Origin of the sequence: Pseudoalteromonas sp. Ld19 (assembly GCF_045064135.1) — a bacterium.
Taxonomy (GTDB): domain Bacteria; phylum Pseudomonadota; class Gammaproteobacteria; order Enterobacterales; family Alteromonadaceae; genus Pseudoalteromonas; species Pseudoalteromonas aliena.
Genome location: NZ_JBISHA010000011.1, coordinates 191423 through 212913 on the forward strand (window position 1 = coordinate 191423; position 21491 = coordinate 212913).

The window sequence follows — 21491 nt, forward strand, 5'->3', positions numbered from 1 at the left end:
GTGGGTTCCTGTTATTACGAGCCGATTACTCTGACAATCGTGGGATTACTTGAGTTGTATTGCACATAATGATTAGATCTACTGAAGCAATTGACATTGTACTGGTCTCCAGTAGCATCTACAAAGTAATAGTCATAATTCTCTACGTTCGTAAATTCTAGGTAGTAGCTATACACCTTAAACGAAACTCTTGGCCCATATACGTTATACCTTGTGATCCCAGTAGTTCTCAGGAAGTCTGAATCAGTTGTTTTCCACTTGTCATCTTTAGATGGTGGCCAATTAACATCCACTTGAAAGTCTTTTTTAGCTGAAAGTGAATCGGATCCTTTTTTAGTTTCGGATTTTCTATGCCCAACGTGAAACGGATTTCCATTTTTGCTGGTAAACTCTTCCCATATAATATCTGGATCTTCCTCGATGCGAACTACTTTCTTTTCCGTTATCATTTTTTTGTTACCTTTTTATGTTGTTTCTGTGTTAAAGGCAATGGTCTTTATCCACACTACCTCATTATCATTTCATGGTCTTTTAACACACTATTTGGCAGTTAAAGAGCCAGTATTTTTTGTGTCAGGCTCAAATAGAGCCATTTTCAAAAATACAGATGAAATATAAAACATTAATTATTAAAAAAGTATTACGCGTTATTACACGAGAAATTATTTTTCTGACGGAGTTTCATGTTGAATTGTTTTCATTGACTACGGGGTTGTAATGGCATAGTGATTTTGGCCACCCATTAAGAAAGAAATATTATGCTGTTTACATACAGAGTTGTATAAAACCAAATTGGGCTTTTTTATGCCGTAGTTTTATTAAAACGCCCACTAATGTTAAACTACAAAAAATTTAATTACTTAATATTACCATGGCATTTTACCTTCCTTTATTACACCCTTATTTTAAGCAGATTGAAATTGGCGATACGCTAACATCACTTTGGAGTGGGTGTGGCAGTATTGTGCAGTGCCAGCTAGATGATGAGCCATGTGTAGTTAAGGCTATTAAAATACCCCGTTATATAAACCATCCTAAGATTAAGCAAAGCGAATTTGCACTTAAAAGAAAGCAGCATTCCTATAGTGTCGAATACACTTTTTATAAGCTGTATAGCCAGCATTTACCAGCGCATGCGCAAAGTATTGAATGTATAAGCGCAATTAATAAAGACGATGAGTACGCACTGGTGTTTAAAGACTTCACCAAACATGGCTTTGTTCAAGCCGGGCAGCAACATGTTAAAGCTATATTAAAGTGGCTAGCGCACTTTCATGCGTTTAACTTAAATAAACCCGCTGATGGTTTATGGCAGCAAGGTAACTATTGGCATTTAAGTACGCGACCAGATGAGTTTAATAAACTAAAAACTAGCGCCAACAAAAAGTCCGATATTAAAAACGCTGCGCATAAAATCGATGAGCAGCTACAGCGTTGTGAGTATAAAACCCAGATCCATGGCGATGCGAAGCTCGCTAACTTTGCTGCTAAATTGGCGACTAGTGAACGCAGCAAAATACTCGGGTATGACTTTCAGTATGTTGGTGCGGGCACTGGAATAGTTGATGTAATGTATTTTATGACTAGTTGCTTAAGTGATACACAATTACACGAGAGCGCTGATGAGTATCTTGCATATTATTTTGATAGCTTAAAAACAGCTATTACGATTTATCAGCCTAAAACACCTGCTGATAAAATAGCTAACGACTGGCTCGCTTTGTGGCCTGCAGCTTGGGCTGACTTTTATCGTTTTTTAGCTGGCTGGAGTCCTGAGCATCAAAAAATAAATAGCTATATGCTCAAGCAGGTAAACAACTGGTTAGCCGCTAACATTTAATAAACAGTTCGTGTTAGCTACTTGCATGAATATCAAGCAATAATGTGTATTTAGGTACGATGTATGAAAATCTCTTTAAAATTACAGGTCAAATGACCTTTTTTAATATAAAATACCGCTAATTATTGTTTTAGTAGGTTTTTATCATGGCTATTCACGTTATTACTCATCCTCTTGTTCAACATAAACTTGGTTTAATGCGCGCACATGGCATTAGCACTAAAAGCTTTCGTGAATTGTGTTCTGAAGTAGGCACATTATTAACCTACGAAGCCACTAAAAACCTCCCGCTTGAAGACAACGAAATCACCAGTTGGGACGGTAACAAATTAAACGTACAACATATTAAAGGTAAAAAAATTACCGTAGTGCCAATCTTACGCGCAGGCCTTGGTATGATGGACGGTGTAATGCAATTATTACCGGCTGCTAAAGTAAGTGTTGTAGGCCTGCAGCGCAATGAAGAAACACTAGAGCCAATCCCCTATTTTGAAAAGTTAGTCGGTAATATTGAACAGCGCTTAAGCTTGGTTATTGACCCAATGCTTGCAACCGGTGGCTCAATGATTGCCACTATCGACATGCTTAAAAAAGCAGGCTGTAAAGAAATTAAAGTAATTATACTTGTAGCGGCACCAGAGGGCGTTGCAAAAACACTTGAAGCTCACCCAGACGTAGAAATATTTACTGCATCAGTAGACAGTCACCTGAACGACAAGGGGTATATAGTGCCGGGCTTAGGTGATGCTGGTGATAAAATATTTGGTACAGTTTAGGAGTGTTCAGTGCAAAATAATGCCACATTTTCGATAAAAACCATTTTAACCGGTGCGCAAATGCTGTTTGTCGCGTTTGGTGCATTGGTGCTTGTGCCGCTATTAACTGGGCTCGATCCGAGTGTGGCATTGTTTACAGCAGGGTTTGGTACTTTGCTGTTTCAGCTTGTGACTAAAGGGCAAGTGCCTATATTTTTAGCTTCGTCGTTTGCTTTTATTGCACCTATTATTGCTGCAGTGCAAATGTGGGGTGTGCCCGCGACAATGGGGGGCTTAATGGCGGCAGGTTTTGCGTATATGCTATTGAGCTTGTTAGTGAAATTTAAAGGCATAGCTACGCTTCATAAAATTTTACCGCCCGTAGTGGTAGGCCCTGTCATCATGGTTATTGGTTTAGCGCTTGCACCTGTTGCTGTAAATATGGCAATGGGTAAAAGTGGCGATGGTAGTGTGCAATTAATTGATTACAACAACGCTATTTTTATTTCGATGATTTCGTTATTAGTAACGCTTATTTTTGCAGTATGGGGAAAGGGCGTATTTAAACTTATTCCTATACTGGCTGGGGTTGTTGCGGGTTATGGCTTATCGCTTGTTCTAGGTGTTGTGCAATTTGACGCAGTAAATAATGCACAATGGTTTGCTGTGCCTAACTTTACGTTACCAGAGTTTAAATGGCAGGCTATTTTATTTATGGTGCCTGTGGCTATTGCACCTGCAATTGAACACATTGGCGATATGATGGCGATTAGCCAAGTCACTAAAAAAGACTTTTTGAAAAAACCTGGTTTGCACCGCACCTTGTTTGGTGACGGGTTAGCTACATCAGCCGCATCACTATTTGGTGGACCTCCTAATACCACGTACTCAGAGGTAACAGGGGCCGTTATGCTTACTAAAAACTTCAATCCAAAAGTAATGATGTGGACTGCAATTATTGCCATTGCGTTAGCGTTTATCGCTAAAATGGGGGCTGGGCTGCAAACAATACCAGTCCCTGTGATGGGCGGTATTATGATTTTGCTTTTTGGATCTATTGCAGTTGTTGGCCTAAATACACTGGTTAAGTCGGGAGATGATTTAACCGCACCCCGTAATTTAAGCATCGTTGCGCTTATTTTAGTGTGTGGTATTGGTGGTATGCATGTTGGTGGTAACCAATTTAGTTTAGAAGGCGTAAGTTTATGCGCTATTTTAGGCATTGTGCTTAACTTGGTGTTGCCAAAAGCGGAGCCTGAACAGGCTTGATTTTGCACACACGCTAAATAGTTTGCACCATAATAGCGCATTTTAAATGCGCTATTTTTTTAACTCATTAAAATATATGAAAAAATAATATTGGTCTAGTATCTGCATTTAACTCCCAGAACGCATTGTATGCAAATAAGTTACTATGTCAGAGGTCAATATTGTGGATATAACCCCGTTTTTAGCAAAGCACCAACTGCCTTTAAAATATCAATATTTGAGTGAACATTATTTTGTTCCACTTGCGCATGACATTCTCGAATCTAAAAAAACAAATACTCCTATTTTTGTTGCTATAAATGGCTGCCAAGGCTCAGGAAAAACAACACTCGCTGATTTTTTAGTTACGTGGTTTTCTAAAAATACATCCCTTAACTGTATTGCTTTGTCTATTGACGATTTTTATTTAGCTAAGCAAGCGCGTAAACAACTCGGCGAAGATGTTCATCCATTATTCGTGACTCGTGGCGTGCCTGGTACTCACGATACTGAATTAATGAATTGCACTATTTCACGTTTGTTAGCGGGTGATATAAATGTGCCGCTACCACGCTTTAATAAACACCTAGATGATTGCGCCCCTCAAAATGAGTGGCTAACTAATTCAAAACCTGTCGATATTGTTATTTTAGAAGGATGGTGCGTAAGTAGTGAGCCGCAGCCATTATTTTCATTGAGTGAACCGCTTAACGAGTTAGAGCAACAATTTGATAAAGAAGGCGTTTGGCGCCGCTGTGTAAATAGCTGTTTAGCAAATGAATATAAAGCCGTTTTTAACCTAATTGATTATACCGTTATGCTAAAAGCACCGAGTTTTAGTGATGTTTTTACATGGCGACAAGAGCAAGAGCAAAAACTAATAGCCAAAAAAGGTGAAGGTAAAGGCACCATGACCAACGAGCGATTGGTGTGGTTTATTTCTCATTTTGAACGTATTACGCGTGAGAACTTAAACACACTGAGTGCTAAAGCAAACGCTTTAATTGAACTTGATAGCAACCGCGATATTAGTGGTATGCATTTAATTAGTGACGACACCCTGCAACCTATTATTTTTACCGATTTGGACGGCACCTTGCTTGATCATACCAATTACAACACTAGTAATGTGAGCGAATTATTACAACAATTACAAAGCGCATATATTCCAGTGGTGTTTAATACGAGTAAAACATTTTACGAAGTGACTGAAATTCAAAATGACTTAAACCTTCAGCAGCCTTTTATTATTGAAAATGGCGCTGCAGTTTATATGCCCGATCATTATTTTGAACTTAAACCGCTTGGCTGTAAAAAAGTAGGTGCTTATTGGTGCTTTGCGTTAGCTAAGCCGCTATCGCGCTTATTAAGTGACTTAGCGTCGCTCGATTCTAAATACAAAGCGCATTATAAATTATTTAGTAACCTAACCTGTGAACAAATTTCTGAGCTAACCGGATTAAGTGACACACAAGCAAAGCAAGCACAAACACGAGAGTACTCCGATCCTCTTTATTGGTACGGCAACGACGAATTGCTCACAGCCTTTGTAAACGATGTAGAAGCACTTGGCTATGAGATAAAAATAGGCGGACGTTTTATTCATATTGCCAAAAATACTGATAAAAGCGTTGCACAGCAGTGGTTAGTTAAGCAGTTTACCCAACATTTTAGAAAGCCTCTCACAGTCATAGCACTGGGTGATAGCGATAACGATAAGCAAATGTTAGAGCAAGCAAATATTGCCATTATTATTGCCAATCCGGCGAGTAAAAAACCGGTTAAATTATCGCACAACAAAGCACGATACTCTCAATTGCCAGCACCGTTGGGTTGGATTGAAGAAATAATATCGTTGCCGTGTATTAGCAGTATTTTACGTATTACTAAGGAGCAAACATCGCATGGCTGACTTTTACCAAAATGGCGTAATTACTACATTACATAATATTGCAGACCGACCAATTGAAGAGCTAGAAAAAGAGTTAGTTGGGTTTAGCAAGCAGCGTCCTATGGGGCTTATATTACCGTCGTTATTTAGCGAGTTAGAAGGGCCGGCACTTAAAAACATAGTTAGCGAACTACGCGAAGTACCTTACTTATCGCAAATTACAATTGGCCTTGATAGAGCTGATGAGGCGCAATATCGCCACGCACTTGGCTTTTTTAAAGAGTTAAATCAAAACCATAAAGTACTTTGGAACGATGGTCCTCGTTTGCAAGCACTCGATAAAGAATTGCAAGCGCTTGGCGTAGCGCCACGAGAGCTTGGAAAAGGCCGAAATGTTTGGTATTGCATGGGTTATAAATTAGCAACAGCTGAGGTTGAATCGATTGCATTGCACGATTGCGATATTTTAACTTACGACAGAAGCTTACTTGCTAAGTTAATTTACCCAGTTGCGCACCCACGCTTTAACTATGAATTTTGTAAAGGCTTTTACCCGCGTACTGCAAATGGGAAAATTAATGGTCGTGTATCTCGTTTATTAGTAACACCGCTGTTGCGCTCATTTAAAACCATATTAGGCAATCGTGATTATTTAGAATACATGGACTCGTTTAGGTATCCGCTTGCGGGTGAGTTTTCGTTTAGACGCGATGTACTAAACGATATTCGTATACCGAGTGATTGGGGATTAGAAATTGGCGTACTAAGTGAAATGTACCGTAATTATTCACATAATCGTTTATGCCAAGTAGACATTGCCGATAATTACGACCATAAACACCAAGCGCTATCACTTGATGATCAAAGTGCTGGGTTATCTAAAATGTCGATTGATATCACTAAAGCCTTATTTAGAAAGCTAGCAACGCAAGGCGTTACCTTTACCAGTGAAACTATTCGCTCACTTAAAGCAACGTATTACCGTATTGGTTTAGACTTTATAGAAACCTACCATAACGACGCCATTATGAATGGTTTAACGCTTGATGTGCACCAAGAAGAAAAAGCAGTTGAAATGTTTGCGCAAAATATTATGAATGCTGGTCAGCAATTTTTGGATAACCCAATGGAAGCCCCATTTGTGCCAAGTTGGAACCGCGTTGTATCGGCAATGCCAGACGTACTTGAGCGTTTAAAGGAAGCCGTAGAGTTAGATAACAAAGAATATAGTTAACCTAAGCACAGGTTAACTAGCCTGTAAGTCTAAACAATAAATATTAGGGGCGCATGTGATTTCAGTTAGCGAACTATTTTTACAGCGGGTAGAGCAGCATCTTCGAATAATTTATGACGATGTAGAGCTACCTTTGTCAATTACTGAGCTTGCTCAGCAACTAATTACCGTTATTTTAGGCAGTAGTCCACTGCGCGACCCTACACCCCATAAAAACCGATGGGATGAGCAAGACATCGTTTTAATTGCGTATGGCGATTCCATAATACAACACGATGATAGCGAGTTTGCTGTATCGAGCCCAATGGAAGCCCCGCTTAAAACACTACACCGATTTATAAAAGAGCAATGCGATAGGCAACTTAATGCGCTGCATATATTACCATTTTACCCTTACAGCTCAGACGAAGGCTTTGCGGTAATGAATTACGTGCAAGTAAATGAGTCGTTAGGTGATTGGCAAGATATTAAGAATATAGCTAATGATGTAAAGCTTATGGCTGACTTAGTGATTAACCATTGTTCGAGTCGGAGTGTATGGTTTGAAAACTTTTTAAATGATTTACACCCAGGTAAAGATTACTTTAAAACAGCCAGTTTAAATGACGATTTAAGCCAAGTAGTTCGCCCGCGTACATCATCACTGTTACATACAGTAAATACGCCAAGCGGGGGGAAACACGTGTGGTGTACGTTTAGTCACGATCAGGTCGATTTTGACTTTGCAAACCCTGATGTTTTAAAGGAGTTTGTGAGTATTATTCGTCATTATTTAGATTATGGTGTGCGTTTATTTAGGCTCGATGCTGTTGCATTTTTATGGAAACAGTTAAATACAGACTGTATAAATTTACCGCAAACCCATGAAGTTGTTAGGCTATTGCGCACGCTTATTGAGCACGTAGAGCCAAGCGTTGTGATAATTACCGAAACTAATATTCCAAATCAAGAAAACCTGTCGTACTTTGGAAACGCTAACGAAGCCCACGCAATTTATAACTTTGCATTGCCACCACTATTACTCCACACATTATTAAGTGGTGACAGTACTGCGCTTAAACATTGGATGATGAGTATGCCGCCCGCACAAAACGGGACGGCATATTTTAACTTTATAGCATCGCACGATGGAATTGGACTTCGCCCAGTAGAAGGGTTATTACAACCTAGCGAAGTAGCGTCCTTAGTGAGTACTACAATGCAATATGGCGGGCGCGTATCTATGCGAACCAGTAACGACGGCACACATATACCGTACGAACTAAATATTGCATTGTTTGATGCACTTCAAGGTACACACAATGGGCCCGATAGATTTGGACTTGAGCGATTTATGTGCGCTCATGCAATTATGTTTGCGCTTGAGGGGATACCTGGGCTTTATATTCATAGCTTACTTGGCACCACAAACGACTATGAACGTTTTGAAAACTCTCAACACAACAGAGCTATTAATCGCCACCGTTGGCAAGAGTCAAAATTGTTAGCAGCGATTGATGAAAAATATAGCCATCATCATAAAGTATTTAACGGTATTAAAGCGCTATTGGCTGTACGCAAAAAGCAAAGCGCGTTTCACCCTAATGCCACTCAGTTTACACTGCATTTAGCGGGGGGATTATTTGGTTTTTGGCGACAGAGTATCGATCGTAGGCAAAGTGTATTTTGTATTTATAATATAAGCGATAAATCACAAACCTTGATACTCGCTGATTTAAACTTAATAGATACACAGCAATGGTTTGATTTAGTATCAGTAAAAACAATAGAGCAAGGGCAGATGAATATTGAACTCGAGCCCTATCAAAGTGTATGGTTGAGCAATCTACAGTAATCTATTTAGTATTTAAAATATAAAACTAACTGTAAAGGGGCTTTACAGTTAGTTTTTAAGCCATTTCACTGCACGAGTTACTTTCATTTATATCCTTGATACAATCTATACGTTTTTAACTTATAAGGTTGTTCATGAAGTCTTTTTATATATTTTTCACATTGTTATTTAGCTCATTCGTATTTGCTGATCAGCCTGTTGATCTTGAAATAAACATGAAAAACACTGGCCTTGCCTATAAGCAAGCTGTTCAAGCAACGGAGCTTGCAGAATTTAATATCGCAATCGATAAGTTTATTAAGCTGGTAAAAGTAAGTAAAACCGCTAAATTTTACAAAGAACCTGAGCAGTCATTGCAAGGCCTAGATAAAGTAATAGTACAGGCTGAACGAGCTAAAAAAGCAGCTAATGAACACGGGCTCGATAGCGCGAAAGCACCACTAAAAAATATAGATAACTTACGTAAAAAATACCACGAACTACACGAGCCGCCTGGTTTTTTTGAATTATTGTTTGGAAAATAAGGAAACACAATGGAAATTTCAGTTTCAATGTTAGAAGGCCAAAAGCAAAGCGCAAAATTTGGCGATTTAGAAGTTATAAGCGATCAAAGTGTAAACGCGGGTGGTAATGCTGAGCACCCAGAACCGTTTGATTATTTTTTAGTGAGCATGGTGTTATGCGCTGGCTTTTATGCACGTAAATTTTGTGAGCAACGTGATATTTCAACACAAGGAATGACGTTGACTCAAAATAACGAAAACGTTGATGACAATGGTAAAAAGTTATTTGCTATTGAAATTAACTTACCAGAGGGCTTCCCTGAAAAGTATAAAAAAGCACTTATTGCGGCTGTTAATACATGTACAGTTAAAAAAGTAATTCAGGCTGTTCCTGAGTTTTCGGTAGTTGTTAAATAACCACCTACGTATAAAATGTTAAAAATACCGCTGAGGAAAATTATAACTCAACACGCCCCAGCGGTATCACTACAACAATTCTGCTATTTTTTCTTCATCCCTTGCACTGCTTTAAAGCGAGGATTACTTTTACAAATAACGAACACGCGGCCTTTGCGTTTAACTATTTGACAACCAGCGCGCTGTTTAGCACTTTTAAGTGAACTCAGTACCTTCATGTTATGCCTCGCTTTTTCCAGATGAAAGACTCTTAAATCGACGATTAAACTGTGCAACACGTCCATCAGTGGTGACTGTTTTTTGCTTACCTGTATAAAATGGATGCGAATCACTTGATACATCAATTGGCACGTACGGATAAGTTTTTCCGTCTACCTCAACTGTGCGGCTGGATTTAATTGTAGAGCCAATAATAAAGTAAGAGTCGGCAGCGGTGTCGTGAAAGGCAACCACTTGGTAATCAGGATGGATATTTGGTTTCATAAAGCGTCTCAATAAATGTTATGTGATATTATATCATTTAATTTAACGCACTTTTTTGTTCTTTGCAAATAGTTTTAAATGCTGTGAAAAGCATCAGTTTGGCGGCTATTTACGCAAATAAATCAAAAAATAAGCACTTAGATCAAAAATGCTGGCTATTAGCGTTTAGGCTGTTATAACTATATTTAAGTTATTTAAAACACTAACAACTGCATTTACAGTAGATCACAGAGGTAATGTATGAGCGACGCAATAAAACAAGAACATATAGATCAAGGGGTAATGGATACCCTAAGAGAGCGCGACCATAGTGCCTTAGCACAACAAGTTAACCCGCTAAGTTGCAACCATAACGATATTATCGAATTATTAGCGCATTATATGGCGCTCAGTGAGCAAGATAACGATGAGTTGTTTGACGATTGGTTTGATAATCTATCAAAAGAGCAACATACCGTATTAAAGGTATTTGAGGTGTATAGAGGGCAGTACGAACACCAAAATTAATTTTAAAATCAATAAGGTGGGCCCTATTTAGCTGCTTCAGCGAGCAAACCACCGCGTTTAAAGTTATATATGTACAAATGTTGGCAAAACCATTTGAATTTATAATATTAAATTCAAATGGAAACCCCTTCACGCACTCCTGATGTTTTAAAGATTAACACCAATTACATTAAATTAGTGATCTACTATAGCGATAAGAAAATAGCTGTTTGAAAAAGGTTATTATCTATAGTTCAGATTACTGATAGGTTTGGAATGATAATTGCTTTTAATTATAAAAATAAAGTCGTCAATTTTTAGACACATGAGGCAAAAATGAACTTTGGAACTCTTTCTTCACAGTTATACAATGACAACAGCTATTCAAATCTTAGTAATTTAAATAAAAACACTGTAAAAACGGATGATACTGATAAAAATGCTGAGGCTAAAGCCGATACTTTATTAAATCAAAATGCTGAAAAAACAACAAACTCGCCAACAGTTACTGAAGAGACAAAGGCGGTTAGCAACAGTAAAACAGAAGATTCGAGCGACGATGCCGCAGTGCAAATGGATAAAGCAATCGAATCAATTAAAGGCTTGCAGGGTAAAATTAAAGAAATGACCAATAACTCTGATGCACCTACAGGGGAAGCTGCAGAAGAGCTAAGCAAACTGAAAAAGCAACTTGAGAGTGAGTTATCGTCAATACAGTTAACTGTGCGTAAAAATGTTTCAACTTTAATGGATTCACTTTTTTCATCATCTTCAGATAATAAACACTCAGGTTTGTTTTTTAATAACAAAGCATAAACTGACGTTAACATATTTATAAATTTAATCGTGTCTTTATAAAATCTAAAAACGCCGTAATGCGAGATGATACCGCACTATTTTTATAATACACGGCTTGTATAATTTCTCGGTTATTAGGTGAGCTAATTGCAGCGGGTAACACTTCAACTAACTTACCTGTTTTTAGATCATTGCCAATCATAAAGTGAGAAAGTAGCGCAACGCCTTGGTTTGCAATGCACAGCTGGCGCACTGTTTCACCGCTGCTTGCGCTAAGCGAAAACGTAAATAAAGCGGGTTTTACTAACGGCCAGGTGTTTAATTTAGGGGAGTCACTAAAACCAATTAACTTATGATTTTGTAAGTCATCAATTTGCGCAATTGCTTTGTTATTATTTATATATTCTGGGCTGGCTACAATACGCAACTGGCTGCTGCCAAGTCTACGAGCATGTAAGTTTGAGTCTTTTAAATCACCAATGCGTATGGCTAAATCGGTTTTATGTTCAAGTAAATCAATAATGCTGTCGTGCGAGGTTATATCAAGCGTTATGTGTGGGTATTGCTTAGCAAATTCGCCAATTAAAGGTGTAAGTTGGTGCAATACAAAAGGGCTTGCCGCATCTATCCTAAGCTTGCCACTTGGCGCTTGTTTTAAAAGCTTTATGGCTTCTTCACCGGTATAAAGCGTATTTAACCCTTCGCGCGCATATTTTATAAAAGTATGGCCTTCTTCGGTAAGCTCTAATCGGCGTGTTGTTCTGTTTAGCAAAGTACATTGCAGTGTATTTTCTAGGCGTGATACCGCTCGCGACACTTTAGCCACTTGTTGATCGAGCAAATTAGCCGCTCCCGAAAAGCTTCCGCAATCTACTACCGTTATAAACGTTTCTAAATCTTCAGTTTTTGAATGAACAGCCATAAGTATACCAACACCATCTTTGCATTATTAACAAAAGTATTTTGTCACTAATGCTATTTTTTGCAAACGATATTTTAGCCAAACTACATTCTTCAAATATTAATGAGGATATAACTATGCCATTGGCTTTGTGGGCGCTTACCTTAAGCGCATTTGCAATAGGAACAACTGAGTTTGTAATAGTGGGATTAGTACCCACCATTGCAAACGACTTAGGCGTAAGCCTACCTTCAGCGGGTTTGCTTGTAAGTTTATATGCGGTTGGCGTTGCTATTGGTGCACCGGTGCTAACAGCTTTAACGGGTCGTTGGAATCGTAAAGTGGTATTAATAAGCTTAATGGGCTTGTTTGTACTGGGCAACTTACTTGCTTGGCAAGCGCCAAGTTATGAAACATTAATACTTGCACGTATTTTAACGGGGCTTGCCCATGGTGTGTTTTTTTCAATCGGATCGATGATTGCTACTAGCCTAGTAAGTAAAGACAAAGAAGCCAGTGCAATTGCCATTATGTTTACCGGGCTTACTGTAGCACTAGTAACCGGTGTGCCATTAGGTACATGGATTGGCCAACACTTTGGTTGGCGTGCAACGTTTTTAGTTGTGTCGGTATTAGGTTTAATTGCATTGATCGGCAGCTCTATTTTAGTGCCAAAAAACTTAAAACAATCAATACCAGCGACGTTTAAAGAGCAACTACAAGTAATCGTAAAACCGCGTTTATTACTCGTATATTTAATGACTATATTAGGCTACGGCGGCACGTTTACAGCGTTTACTTATTTAGCACCTATTTTAGAGCAACAAACAGGTTTTGCGCCTTCGGCTATAGCTTTAATAATGCTGGTTTACGGTGTATCGGTAGCAATAGGTAATATCTGGGGTGGAAAGTTGGCCGACAAACGCGGCCCAATTAGTGCATTAAGTATTATATTCAGCACTTTGAGTATTATTTTGCTGATATTTACCTTTACGATGGAATCAAAAATTGCCGCTGTACTTACTATTTTAGTCTGGGGGGCATTTGCTTTTGGTAATGTGCCAGGCTTGCAACTTTATGTAGTAAAGCAAGCACAAAAGCACACGCCTAATGCGGTAGATGTCGCATCAGGTTTAAACATAGCCGCATTTAATATTGGTATTGCACTAGGCTCAATTATTGGCGGTGGCGTAGTAGAGAACATGACCCTTCAAGATACCGCATGGATAGGCGCCGTTATCTCTGTTTTAGCACTTGGTGTTACACGTTACAGCGGTATGCTTGATAAGCGTGAAATTCAGCAAGCGTAAACCATCTTCTGCTAAGGTTGAAACTAAAATTAATGACCTCATACCTGTTGTGAGGTCATTAATTTTTAAGTGACAGTCGTAATAAGAAGTAAAAGGTGTATTTCGTAAACTATAGGGCGTGCTGACCTTTGGTTGTTGAATTTGCAGTAGTAAGTTTGGTTTTTAGGCAAGGCAGAGCCTATGTAGCGTGGTTGTTCCCCATAAATAGGCGATAACGCAGCATAAATGCCAAACATGCGCTGCCCTTTGGGTTCTTTCTAGGGACGATTAACTCTTTGTTGCTCGGTTTTGACTTAGCCCACTAGGTTACAAACCTCGCGCCGCGATTAAATCGCCCCTAGATTGAACAAATTTCAATCCACAAAGAACAACACGCCCTAGTGAAGTTTGTATTTCAAAACCGATTATTTTATAAGGATAAACCATGAAAAAACGTGTAGTAGAAATGCCAGAGCTCGGTATGGGGACATTCCGCTTAGAGGACGACACAGCCTACAACTCAGTAAAAGTGGCACTCGAAGTTGGTTTTCGCCATATTGATACCGCTCAAATTTATGGTAACGAAGAGCAAGTAGGTCAAGCCATAAAAGACAGCAATATTCCGCGCAGTGAAATATTCTTAACTACCAAAGTGTGGAATAACAAATTAAATAAAAGCGACTTTATCCCAAGCGTTAAAAAGTCACTTGAAAAGCTACAAGTTGATTCGGTCGACTTACTGCTAATTCATTGGCCATCACCTGCTAACGACGAACCAATGAGTGAATTCCTTACTGAATTACTAAAAGCGAAGCAGCTTGGTTTAACTAAGCACATTGGTGTTTCTAACTTCACCATTGCAAACTTAAACTTGGCTCTGCAAACACTCGACTCGCGTGAAATATTTACCAATCAGGTTGAGGTTCACCCGTACTTAACTAATACTAAATTGCGTGCATTCTGTGCTCAGCACGATATACACGTAACGGCGTATATGCCATTTGTAGTAGGCAAAGTACTTAACGATCAAACCATTATCGACATTGCTAAAAAGCACGATGCAAGCCCCGCGCAAGTTGTTTTAGCATGGGTAAACGCTAATGGCATGACGACAATTCCATCATCAACTAAGCGTAAAAACTTAGAAGATAACTTTAAAGACCACGTTAAATTAGATGATGAAGATATAGCCCGCATTGATGCTCTAGATTGCGGCGACCGCCAAGCAACACCAGACTTTGCGCCGCAGTGGGATCAGTAAACTTACAAAAAACGCAAAGTTAAACTAAATATTCTAAGGTGTAGATTATCTACACCTTAACTTTTAAAAAGGAATACACATGTTAACGGTTATAGCGGCACTGTCGTGCAAAAATATTGATGCAGATGTCATGCTTACAGCACTTGAAAACTTACAAAAGTCATCGCGCCAAGAAGTAGGGTGCTTACGTTATGAATTATCGGTAAAAAGTGATGATGATCATACAGACTATGTAGTTAGTGAACAGTGGGCGTCTGATGAGCACTTTGAAGCGCATAAAAACGAGCCACACTTTAAAGCGTTTGGTACGCAAGTTACTGGGCTTTTGACCAATAGTAGTATTGATGTATATAAATCAATAGGTTAACAGGTATTCATTATACGGCTAATATTGTAGCTGACTGAATTACTTAAATAGGCGATGTCACTTACATCGCTTTTTATTTTTAAGGATATTACCTATTCAGCAGATTTACTCTTTGCTGTATGCATGAATGTTAGTAATATGCGAAACTTTACTCAATTTTTAGTAATGCAGAAGCAATTATCGAGCCCGGTTGGTTACACATTTTGCGCTTAAATTGTCCTTGGATTGAACTAATCTTAATCCTAAAAGGTCAACAGATGCCATAAGCAGCTTATTTATGGATTGCAAACATTGTTTAATGTTTTCAAAAGCGATTAGGATTTATTTCTGCTCTCTTTTAGGCAGTTGCTTTTAATTAAATTCGGTTGTTGCAGTTATTTTTACAGCCTTGTTAAACCACATACATGGAGTGTTTATGTATATGTTCAAATTTATAGCTATTTTAATTTCAATTACTTCTTTAAATGCCTTGGCTGGAGAGGAGGTTAAACTTGGAGTTTTGGGTAACGTTGGAGCTGATGGTTTTTTTAGCCCAAAAATAACGTCATTTACTATTGAAAAAGTAGAGCCTAATTCACCAGCAGAAAAAGCAGGAATTGTAGCCGGACAGAAAATTATTGCTATCGAAAACTGTAAAATTCCGGGTTGTCCTGCCAGTGAAGCAAAAGAATTAATGCGAAAGGAGTCTGGAGAGATACTACAACTACTTTTAGAAAATGAAGATGGTAGCCAATTACCTTTAAAAGTTACTATGAGTGTTTGGTAAGTCTATTGAGCATGTCGATGAGGACTGATTTTAGCTTCATGTTTCGTTTTGCTGCAGGGTGTAAGTACTGCACAAAGCGTGAAATAAATATGGCGTCCACTCTCATTACAAGTTTACCAAGTCTTTATTCACTTCTTCGTAAAACGTTAACTTTATCGGTACTAATGTGTATTATTATACTTTTTATGTTTTTATCGTGTCCTTCTCACGCAGTTGTGAAAGAGCATTATATTGAATTTACTTTTTTAACGGAGGCAGAGCAAAAAGAATTTAGATCTAAGGCTATTAAAAGTAAGCTAGAGCTTTTGGCTAGTGAATTAGATGAAGGAAGGGAGCAATTTTTCACATGGTGTTTAGGCATTTTAGGTGATGAGTGTTGTAACCAAGGCTGGAAAAATAAGTTAGAAAAATTGATTGTCCAGCAAAGAAAAACAATAGAATCGATGAATACCTCTTGGGATGAAAACACGTCATGGAAAAGTTATATTCATAAAAATGATTTATCGTTTTGGTTTCCTGAATTGGTGAATACTGATGATGTAAGGGTTGATTATGGCAATAGTGATTTTATTTTCTTTGATAGTAGTGGTGCTAAAAAGTGGTTATTTGAAATAGCTTGTAACGAAAGCAACATAAAAGAATTAGCTCTGTGTTCATTTGAGAGTAGTGAAGCCGGCATATTGTTTAATACACCAATGAAATTTGAAAACAATGTAAATGGTGAAGTTCCTCTAGTAATACCTGCTGATGAGCAATTAGCTCACTTGCTTATTGAGCAAAGATCTTCAATGGTAGATTTACATTCAGATGAGGGCTATTTCAAAGAAGCTGAATTTGGTTCGATTACACAATATGAAAAAGATTGGCGTATTAATTTTTACAAAGGAAATTGTATTTCATATGAAACATTTTACTTTGCACCTGAACATAAAAAATTCATATACCTTAATCATGGTCTTGGTCGATATAGTTACTGTAAGTAACCTAAATTTTTGCCTTGTTATAGACACGACTTTCTTACCTCAAAGTAGATCACTTAATAAAGTAAATTAGGGTCTGTTGATCTTTCAAGATTAAATTTGCATCAGTCTGTTTGGTATTTAGGCAAGGCAGAGCCTATGTAGTGTGGTTATTCCCCATAAATGGGCGATAACGCAGCATTAATGCCAAAAAGGCGTTGCCCAAAGGGTTCTTCCTAGGGGCTATTTACTCTTTGTTGCTCGGTTTTTACTTAGCCCACTAGGTTACAAACCTCGCGCCGCGATTAAATAGTCCCTAGTTTGAACAAATTTTAATCCGCAAAGCTCAACAGACCCTAGTATAAAAAGTGTTAAATACACAATACAGCAGGTGTTAAAGCTGCATCAAAATATGCTCTATTTGATAATCAGTTGTATAAATAAACTATTAATATAAAGGTCGTAATAATGAAAGGTGCGGGTGGAAGCTCTGGTGGTATTGGGCATTTTTTTATTGGTTTAATTATGATGTGCGGTGGCTTTTATATGCTGCTAAACGCAATTTCGGTGACCTCTAATTTTGGGCTTAGTTCGCGTATTTACAGTGTTAATGCTTTAGGTGGCTTAGGCGTTACAGGCGGTATGGTAATGATCCCGTTTATTTTTGGAGTAGGGTTAATTTTTTATAATTCTAAAAATATTTTAGGGTGGTTACTATCCTTTGGCTCGTTAAGCGCATTAATATTTGGCGTAATATCGAGTGTTCGATTTAGTATGCGTACTATGACCTCGTTCGATTTGATTGTTATTATAGTTTTAGCGTTTGGTGGCTTAGGGCTCTTTTTACGCTCGCTCAAATCTATTGATACTTAGGGCGTGTTGATCTTTGTAGATTGAAATTTTTCAATCTAGAGGGATTTAATCGCGGCCCGAGATAGATTTATTATCCAGAGTTCAGGTTAAATAGTAAGTGCTTATGGCTAAACAGGCCAAGCAAATTGCCTTAATGAGATGTTAAATCTTGGACGGGTTGCTTTATGCGCACTCGCTAAAGCGTGTTGGTAGTTGTCTTGAAATCCTTTGCCCATGATAAGGAGTGAGCCATCTTCTAGCGTGAGACTATGCTGCTCTTGAGTGTTACTTTGGCTGCGGATTAAAAATTCGCGCTCTGCACCTAAACTTATTGACGCAATAATATCTGTAGGGCCAAACGCGGGTAGATCACTATGAAAGCTTAAGCTTTCTTCTCCGTCTGGGTAATAAAGGCACACCGCCACACTAAATTCGACACCCGTAAGATCAGTTATTTGCTGTTGTAATTGGCCTAAAAGAGGGAACCAAGCACTGTGACGACCATGATATGAAGGAAAAAGCTGGGATTGTTCTAATTTCGGGTCTAAAAAAATCATTCGCCAAGGGAAAATACGTATTTTACTGCCATCAGGCATTTGCATAAACTCAGGCTCATTCAGATTACAATGTGATATTAACCACTCATATATGGCAGTACTTTGTGAGCGAGGCATAAACTGTGAATGGTAAGACGCATCGCAACTTAGTGGCAGCTTCATTTATTAATTCCTTTCATGGTAATACTTATTCTAATCTGAGCCTAGTCGCTTTTAGCTCATTAAACGCAATATTTGCTCTAAAATTAATAATACAGCCCACCAACTGGCGGGCTGTTTGTCTATCACTTAATTTAAGTTATTGAATGATAGAGAGTAATGCTGGGTTTGTAACTAGATTACGCACGCCATGAGCATGATCTTCGTTAAAGGTGTTACTTTCACACCATTTGCTAATGCTGTTTATATCTACTTTAGCCACTTTTGGTTTAACTGACCATGTTACTTGAAAAGGAGAGCCAGTTTCGTTGTAACTAGGGCCAGTAGTTGAGCCGCTATAAACAACAGGTTCACCCGTATTTGTAGGTGTAGCAATCGCTTGATAGTAACCATTAACAGATGACACAGTACTTATTTCAGTAAAATCAAGTGCGTTAGCATCGTTCACTAATACGTATACTTGCGCTTCAACACGTAGTTGCGGATTTTTAATCGAATCACTCAAACAACTACCCAGTGTAGGGCCAGGTTTAACTATTGCTGATGTATGAACGTTATGCACTTCAATAGTATCGCCAACTGAAAGTGCACCGTGGATACTTGGACAAATCTGTGCTTTTATAGATTTACTCTCGTTTTTAGTTAAAACACCTGAATACAAATAACCACTTTGAAACCCTTTTCCGTCGCCATTACCAGCATATTTACTAAATTCCCCACCGGCATGCTCTGCATTTTTATGGAAATGGATATTACATAAGTTCATCTGTGATGACGCAGGGGATGGAGAAAAAACGATGATATTTTCGCCAGTAAAGTTATCAATATTACGTGGCGACTGCGGGCCAAAACCTTTGTTTTCTGTATTTTCAGCAAGTGCTACGCGCTGCATTTTTAGGACATTGTCACTCACGCTTTCATGGTTAGCTTTAGCAACGGTATGAAAAGAAACGAGGGTTAGTGCAGCAGAAATTAAGCTTATTTTTACTTTTAGTGTCATTGAGTTAGTGCCTGTAAAGTTATTTACTACGTGGTCATTTAATTAGCAGACCGAATCGGCTGTAAAATAATAATTATTTAATAGATAAATCGTATTTTAAAACGAGGGCATCGATATAGCGAGTGCGCAATGTACTTTGCTTTTCATGATCGGCCCCATGACTTAATACGCGGTTTAAAAGCTTCATAGCAGGGTGTAACTGAGTACGTTCGTCCTGATCTAAACTTGCTTTACTACGCAGCTCAGTAATATCGTCAACAACGAGCCTACCAATATCAACCGATACTATTTCGTCAATTAGTCCGTTTTGGGTAAGTACGCCGTACTTGCTGCACAAAAACTGTTGCCATACTTGTTGTAAATGCTCGTCTATTTCGCAGCCAAATAATTCTTCGCTAAACTTGAACCCTTGCTGAGCTAGTTTTGTTAAGCTGGCGGTGTATTGTTGTGCAAAGTAATTAAAAGCATGACTCGATGACTCTATTTTTTGTTTTAGTAAGCCTTGTCCCCAATTTACACAACCTCGGGGGTAGTAATCGTCATACTCTTCGCATTCATACAAACCTGAATATGAGCTACAACTCAGCTGACTTTTAATGCAGTAGCTTGGTTTAGGGAAAACGCTGCGATCTTGCCACGCTAAAAGCATGTCTGCATCTATATTTAATGCTTGGCACAGTTCATCGGTGTTATAAAAATGAGTTGCTAAGTAGTCAGATAAACGCATAAAGCCTCTGGTATCGTTAAAAATAAAAGCACTGTTTATATATACAGTTATTCATTTTGTATTACCAAACTCAATAACACAAGATATTTTATAATTAAATGTGGGCTTACACCTCCAAAAATACCGGCAAGTATGTTACAAATAGCGCAAGTTTTATAAATAATGAATTTTTATGCGCACCCTAGAGCAAATTAAACAAGCAAGCCTTATTACAGCTATTAAAACGCCATATTTAGCAAACGGTGAAATAGACCTAGCAAAATACGATGAACTCGTTGAAATACAAATTGCAGCGGGCGTTGATGGTATTGTAGTAGGAGGCACAACAGGCGAAGGTCAGTTAATGAACTGGGAAGAGCATTTAATGCTTATCGCACACAGTGCAAATAAATTTAGTGATAAACTTGTTATTGTGGGTAATACCGGTAGTAACAATACACGTGAAGCTATTAAAGCAACTAAATATGGTTTTGCTAGCGGTATGGATGCGGCATTGCAAATTAATCCGTATTACGGGCGCACGTCTATTGCGGGTGTAAAGGAGCATTTTAAGCGTGTACTTGATATTGGCCCAGCCTTTATTTACAACGTGGCAGGGCGCACAGGGCAAGATTTAACGCCAGACATAATAGAACCACTTGCTAAGCACGAGTATTTTATTGGTGTTAAAGAATGTGGTGGTAATGAGCGTATAGCCCATTATGAGCAACAGGGTATTGCATGTTGGTCGGGTAACGATGACGAAAGCCACGATGCGCGCCACATTCATAAAGCGCACGGTGTTATATCGGTTACATCTAACCTTATTCCTTGCTTGTTCCGTGAGTTAATGGATACAAAAAATGATACGTTAAATACTTCGCTACAACCTTTAATGAATTGGTTATTCTGCGAGCCAAACCCAATAGCAATCAATACCGCATTAATGATGACAGGGGCTGTAAACCCTGTATTTAGATTACCGTATTTACCGCTTAGCGATGAGCAACAAAAAATCGGTTTACCACTAATTAATCAACTCAGCGAAAGCGATGTCGTGGGTGGTAAGGCTGACTATATAGACATAAAAAATATTGCTCTACTTTCTTAGTAATATGAGCCAGCACTGAATAATTATTAGTTGCTGGCTTTTATTTGATGATTATTTACTTTTATTGCTATTGT

General features: G+C 38.4%; 24 protein-coding genes. 17 read left to right on the forward strand and 7 right to left on the reverse strand.

Annotated elements, in window-relative coordinates:
• Positions 1-14: 14 nt before the first annotated feature.
• Complete coding sequence (locus ACJJVZ_RS02225; RefSeq protein ID WP_193156610.1) at positions 15-449, reverse strand: hypothetical protein; 435 nt, start codon at positions 447-449, stop codon at positions 15-17.
• 422 nt (positions 450-871) lie between these two features.
• Between ACJJVZ_RS02225 and ACJJVZ_RS02230 the strand changes: the two genes are divergently transcribed.
• The 8 genes from ACJJVZ_RS02230 to ACJJVZ_RS02265 all read left to right on the forward strand — a co-directional run bounded on the left by ACJJVZ_RS02230 (position 872) and on the right by ACJJVZ_RS02265 (position 9722).
• Positions 872-1840 (forward strand): kinase, encoded by a 969-nt coding sequence (locus tag ACJJVZ_RS02230; protein WP_405597745.1) that lies wholly within the window; start codon positions 872-874, stop codon positions 1838-1840.
• 146 nt (positions 1841-1986) lie between these two features.
• A complete protein-coding gene (gene upp / locus ACJJVZ_RS02235; RefSeq protein WP_193156612.1) occupies positions 1987-2616 on the forward strand; it encodes a uracil phosphoribosyltransferase in 630 nt (209 codons plus the stop codon).
• Between the two features lie 9 nt (positions 2617-2625).
• Positions 2626-3864: a uracil-xanthine permease family protein gene (locus ACJJVZ_RS02240; RefSeq protein WP_405597748.1), complete on the forward strand. Its 1239-nt coding sequence runs from the start codon at positions 2626-2628 to the stop codon at positions 3862-3864.
• Between the two features lie 145 nt (positions 3865-4009).
• Positions 4010-5755: an HAD-IIB family hydrolase gene (locus ACJJVZ_RS02245; RefSeq protein WP_405597750.1), complete on the forward strand. Its 1746-nt coding sequence runs from the start codon at positions 4010-4012 to the stop codon at positions 5753-5755.
• Entirely contained in the window at positions 5748-6968 is a 1221-nt protein-coding gene (locus tag ACJJVZ_RS02250; protein ID WP_138585411.1) for a glycosyl transferase, read from the forward strand. Before ACJJVZ_RS02245 ends, ACJJVZ_RS02250 begins: the two co-directional genes overlap by 8 nt.
• Before the next feature lie 55 nt (positions 6969-7023).
• Positions 7024-8802, forward strand: a complete 1779-nt coding sequence (locus ACJJVZ_RS02255) for a sugar phosphorylase (protein WP_405597752.1) — start codon at positions 7024-7026, stop codon at positions 8800-8802.
• 134 nt (positions 8803-8936) lie between these two features.
• A complete protein-coding gene (locus ACJJVZ_RS02260; protein WP_182703301.1) occupies positions 8937-9326 on the forward strand; it encodes a cytochrome b562 in 390 nt (129 codons plus the stop codon).
• A gap of 9 nt (positions 9327-9335) precedes the next feature.
• Positions 9336-9722 carry an OsmC family protein gene (locus tag ACJJVZ_RS02265; RefSeq protein WP_138585408.1) on the forward strand — a complete coding sequence of 129 codons (387 nt, stop codon included), beginning with the start codon at positions 9336-9338 and terminating at the stop codon, positions 9720-9722.
• A gap of 83 nt (positions 9723-9805) precedes the next feature.
• Here the strand turns inward: ACJJVZ_RS02265 and ykgO are convergent, their stop codons facing one another.
• Together ykgO and ACJJVZ_RS02275 are read right to left on the reverse strand one after the other, a co-directional pair.
• A complete protein-coding gene (gene ykgO, locus ACJJVZ_RS02270; protein WP_007378871.1) occupies positions 9806-9940 on the reverse strand; it encodes a type B 50S ribosomal protein L36 in 135 nt (44 codons plus the stop codon).
• 1 nt (position 9941) lies between these two features.
• Positions 9942-10205: a type B 50S ribosomal protein L31 gene (locus ACJJVZ_RS02275; protein WP_077535161.1), complete on the reverse strand. Its 264-nt coding sequence runs from the start codon at positions 10203-10205 to the stop codon at positions 9942-9944.
• A 240-nt stretch (positions 10206-10445) separates the two neighbouring features.
• On the opposite strand from ACJJVZ_RS02275, the gene ACJJVZ_RS02280 reads away from it, so the two are divergent.
• Both ACJJVZ_RS02280 and ACJJVZ_RS02285 read left to right on the forward strand, forming a co-directional pair.
• Entirely contained in the window at positions 10446-10712 is a 267-nt protein-coding gene (locus ACJJVZ_RS02280) for a hypothetical protein (protein ID WP_405597756.1), read from the forward strand.
• A 315-nt stretch (positions 10713-11027) separates the two neighbouring features.
• Positions 11028-11507: a hypothetical protein gene (locus ACJJVZ_RS02285; protein ID WP_405597757.1), complete on the forward strand. Its 480-nt coding sequence runs from the start codon at positions 11028-11030 to the stop codon at positions 11505-11507.
• A 16-nt stretch (positions 11508-11523) separates the two neighbouring features.
• Here the strand turns inward: ACJJVZ_RS02285 and ACJJVZ_RS02290 are convergent, their stop codons facing one another.
• Positions 11524-12411: a LysR family transcriptional regulator gene (locus ACJJVZ_RS02290; protein WP_405597760.1), complete on the reverse strand. Its 888-nt coding sequence runs from the start codon at positions 12409-12411 to the stop codon at positions 11524-11526.
• Between the two features lie 116 nt (positions 12412-12527).
• Between ACJJVZ_RS02290 and ACJJVZ_RS02295 the strand changes: the two genes are divergently transcribed.
• The 6 genes from ACJJVZ_RS02295 (at position 12528) to ACJJVZ_RS02320 (ending at position 17905) form a co-directional block, all read left to right on the forward strand.
• Complete coding sequence (locus ACJJVZ_RS02295) at positions 12528-13700, forward strand: MFS transporter (protein ID WP_405598164.1); 1173 nt, start codon at positions 12528-12530, stop codon at positions 13698-13700.
• A 424-nt stretch (positions 13701-14124) separates the two neighbouring features.
• Positions 14125-14940 (forward strand): 2,5-didehydrogluconate reductase DkgB, encoded by an 816-nt coding sequence (gene dkgB, locus ACJJVZ_RS02300; RefSeq protein WP_405597762.1) that lies wholly within the window; start codon positions 14125-14127, stop codon positions 14938-14940.
• A 79-nt stretch (positions 14941-15019) separates the two neighbouring features.
• Positions 15020-15307: a putative quinol monooxygenase gene (locus tag ACJJVZ_RS02305; protein WP_405597764.1), complete on the forward strand. Its 288-nt coding sequence runs from the start codon at positions 15020-15022 to the stop codon at positions 15305-15307.
• A gap of 415 nt (positions 15308-15722) precedes the next feature.
• A complete protein-coding gene (locus ACJJVZ_RS02310) occupies positions 15723-16073 on the forward strand; it encodes a PDZ domain-containing protein (protein WP_405597766.1) in 351 nt (116 codons plus the stop codon).
• A gap of 89 nt (positions 16074-16162) precedes the next feature.
• The gene (locus tag ACJJVZ_RS02315) at positions 16163-17056 is read left to right on the forward strand and encodes a hypothetical protein (RefSeq protein WP_405621573.1); all 894 of its coding nucleotides are present in this window, start codon (positions 16163-16165) and stop codon (positions 17054-17056) included.
• Positions 17057-17500: 444 nt separating this feature from the next.
• Complete coding sequence (locus ACJJVZ_RS02320) at positions 17501-17905, forward strand: hypothetical protein (RefSeq protein ID WP_405597770.1); 405 nt, start codon at positions 17501-17503, stop codon at positions 17903-17905.
• 107 nt (positions 17906-18012) lie between these two features.
• On the opposite strand, the gene ACJJVZ_RS02325 is transcribed toward ACJJVZ_RS02320, so the two are convergent.
• The 3 genes from ACJJVZ_RS02325 to ACJJVZ_RS02335 all read right to left on the reverse strand — a co-directional run bounded on the left by ACJJVZ_RS02325 (position 18013) and on the right by ACJJVZ_RS02335 (position 20327).
• A complete protein-coding gene (locus ACJJVZ_RS02325; RefSeq protein WP_405597773.1) occupies positions 18013-18603 on the reverse strand; it encodes an alpha-ketoglutarate-dependent dioxygenase AlkB in 591 nt (196 codons plus the stop codon).
• 136 nt (positions 18604-18739) lie between these two features.
• Positions 18740-19600: a delta-class carbonic anhydrase gene (locus ACJJVZ_RS02330; protein WP_405597775.1), complete on the reverse strand. Its 861-nt coding sequence runs from the start codon at positions 19598-19600 to the stop codon at positions 18740-18742.
• Between the two features lie 73 nt (positions 19601-19673).
• A complete protein-coding gene (locus ACJJVZ_RS02335) occupies positions 19674-20327 on the reverse strand; it encodes a DUF6058 family natural product biosynthesis protein (RefSeq protein WP_405597777.1) in 654 nt (217 codons plus the stop codon).
• Between the two features lie 172 nt (positions 20328-20499).
• Between ACJJVZ_RS02335 and dapA the strand changes: the two genes are divergently transcribed.
• Positions 20500-21417, forward strand: a complete 918-nt coding sequence (gene dapA, locus ACJJVZ_RS02340) for a 4-hydroxy-tetrahydrodipicolinate synthase (RefSeq protein ID WP_405597779.1) — start codon at positions 20500-20502, stop codon at positions 21415-21417.
• The last annotated feature ends 74 nt before the right edge of the window (positions 21418-21491 follow it).